This is a genomic window from Roseateles sp. P5_B10, assembly GCF_056400485.1.
In genome coordinates, this window is the sequence record NZ_JBFULE010000725.1 from 1 (window position 1) to 2662 (window position 2662).

3 protein-coding genes are annotated in these 2662 nt (G+C 69.0%); all 3 read left to right on the forward strand.

Annotated features, from left to right (window positions below; translation table 11 throughout):
• Positions 1–41: 41 nt before the first annotated feature.
• The 3 genes from AC1DU6_RS26575 to AC1DU6_RS26585 are packed head-to-tail and all read left to right on the forward strand — an operon-like array spanning position 42 to position 2553.
• A complete protein-coding gene (locus AC1DU6_RS26575) occupies positions 42–1430 on the forward strand; it encodes a TolC family protein (RefSeq protein ID WP_477860789.1) in 1389 nt (462 codons plus the stop codon).
• The gene (locus AC1DU6_RS26580; RefSeq protein ID WP_477860790.1) at positions 1385–1765 is read left to right on the forward strand and encodes a low molecular weight protein tyrosine phosphatase family protein; all 381 of its coding nucleotides are present in this window, start codon (positions 1385–1387) and stop codon (positions 1763–1765) included. The genes AC1DU6_RS26575 and AC1DU6_RS26580 overlap by 46 nt, the downstream gene beginning before the upstream one ends.
• Positions 1766–1770: 5 nt before the next feature.
• The gene (locus AC1DU6_RS26585; RefSeq protein ID WP_477860792.1) at positions 1771–2553 is read left to right on the forward strand and encodes a glutaminyl-peptide cyclotransferase; all 783 of its coding nucleotides are present in this window, start codon (positions 1771–1773) and stop codon (positions 2551–2553) included.
• The last annotated feature ends 109 nt before the right edge of the window (positions 2554–2662 follow it).

Consider the following 2662-nt stretch of genomic DNA (forward strand, 5'->3'; position numbering starts at 1 on the left):
GATTCACGACGTATGCGACGCGAGGCGAATGGACAACTGATATGAAAACGAGACAGACCCTGATCGTCCTGGCCGCCGCCCTGCTGCTTGCCGGCTGCGCGCTCGGCCCCGCGGCCAAGGCACCTGACGTACCGGTGCCCACGGCCTGGAGCCTGGGCAGCGGCGATGCGRCGCCCGACTGGGCCGGCCTGCTGGACCCCCAGCTCGCCGCGCTGCAGGCCCGCGCACTGGAGGCCAACCGCGACATCGCCCGCGCCGCGCTGAGCTGGAAGCAAGCGCAACTGCTGGCCGAGCAGAGCGCGCTGCGCTGGTCTCCGAGCGCCAGCCTGTCGGCCAATGCCAGCCGCCCGATCGAGACGCAGAGCAGCACGCGCAACGTCGAGGTCGGCGGCGTGACGATTCCCGTAACGACCTCGACCGGCTGGAGCCGCAGCTACGGCGCGTCCATCGGCGTCGGCTACGAACTCGACCTGTGGGACCGCCTGGCCCAGAGCACGGCCGCCCAGCGCGCCAATGCCGAGGCCACCCGCACCGACATCGACGCCGCCCGCCTGTCCATCCGCAGCCAGGTGGCCGAGGCCTACTGGACGCTGGCCGCCATCCGCGCACAAAAGCCGCTGGCCGAGACCCAGCTCGCGCTGACCCGCGAGACGCTGGAGCTGACGCGATCCCGCGTTCGTGAAGGCAAGCTGCTGCCGATCGAGGTCGACAAGATTGCCGTCAACCTGCAGGCCGCCGAGTCGCGCCTGGCCGACCTCGCCGCCGACGCGCAACTGCAGCGCCAGATCCTCGCGTTGCTGCTCGACGAGCCCCTGCCCGGCCCCTCGCCCGAGGCTGCGCTGCCGGCGGGAGAGCCGCCACGCTGGCGCCTGGCCGAGCCCGCCGAGGTGCTCGCGCGCCGCCCGGATGTGCAGAAGGCCCGCTTCGGTGTGGATGCGTCGCTGGCACGGCTGCGCGTCAGCGAGGCCGACCGCTACCCGCGCCTGTCCTTCTCCGCAGGCTTGAGCACCGGCGGCAGCCATGCACGAGACTGGTTGTCGCAGCCGCTGGCGTCTCTCGGCACCAACCTCATCGTGCCGATGATCGRCTGGCAGCGCCTGGCCCTGCAGCGCGACGGCGCCCGCACAGAGCTCGATGCCGCCGCGCTCGCCCTGCGCGACACGCTGCAACGCGCGCTGGCCGACATCGAGACCCAGCGCATCGAGGCCGAGCGCGTGGCCCAGCAGCTTGCCGCCAACGAAGGCCGGCTGCGCGAGGCGACCGAGAACGAGCGCCTGGCCGCGCTGCGCTACGAGGTGGGCGCCGTGGCCCGCGCCGACTGGCTGCAGACGCGCAGCGCCGTGCTCGACGCCGAGCAGGGACGCATCCGGCTGCGGCTGCAGCAATGGGTCAGGCAGGCGGCGCTGTTCAAGTCCCTTGGCGGCGCGTGAACGGCAAGCTCAAGGTCCTGTTCATCTGCAGCCGCAACCAGTGGCGCAGCCCGACGGCCGAGCAGGTCTTCCGCCGCCACCCGGCCCTGCACGTGCGCTCGGCCGGCACCAGCGCCAGCGCGCGCAAGCAGGTCAGCGCCGCCGACGTCGAGTGGGCCGATGTCATCCTCGTCATGGAAAGCAAGCACCGGTCGCGCCTCATGCAGGACCACGCCGCATCGCTGGCGGGCAAGGAACTGCATGTGCTGGACATCCCGGACGACTACCGCTTCATGGACGCTGAGCTCGTCGAACTGTTGCAGACAGCTGTGCACCCGCTGCTTCGGCTAGGCTGACGGACATGCGCTTCATCTTCTCTTCCCTTTTGCAGCGGCGCGCGGCCTTCGCACTGATCGCCGCGGCACTGACCGCGCCCGTTATCGCCGCCACGCCTGTCCAGGGCTTCAAGGTCGTCAAGAGCTATCCGCACGACGCCCAGGCCTTCACCCAGGGCCTGTTCTTCCACGACGGCTTCCTGTTCGAAGGCACCGGCCTGCGTGGGCGCTCCAGCATCCGCAAGGTCGAGATCGAGACCGGCAAGGTGGTCCAGCAGGTGGACCTGCCGGCCGAGGTCTTCGGCGAAGGCATTTCGCAATGGGGTGACCGCCTCATCGGCATCACGTGGACGGAGCAGACCGCCTATGTGCTCGACCTCAAGACCTTCAAGCTCTGGCGCAAGTTCAACTACCCCGGTGAGGGCTGGGGCCTGACGCACAGCGACAAGGAGCTGGTCATGAGCGACGGCAGCCCCGATCTGCGCTTCCTCGACCCGCTGACCTTCAAGGAACTGCGCCGCGTGCGCGTGACGGCCGACGGCAAGCCCGTCGACCAGATCAACGAGCTGGAATGGGTGGACGGCGAGGTGCTGGCCAACATCTGGCAGACCGACCGCATCGCCCGCATCGACCCCAAGACAGGCCGCGTGACCGGCTGGATTGACCTGAACGGCCTGCTGCCCGACAACCTGCGCAGCAGCCCGGACGCCGTACTCAACGGCATTGCCTACGACGCCAAGACCAAGCGGCTGTTTGTCACCGGCAAGCTCTGGCCGAAGCTGTTCGAGATCCAGCTGACCAAGAAATAGTCGAGCGCCACGAAGCTCACCTCCTCCAATCCGTGGTCGATAGACCCGCGCCTCATATGCCGCCGAAACGAAGCCTTTCCGTTTTGATCATCCTTGCAACGCTGGGTGC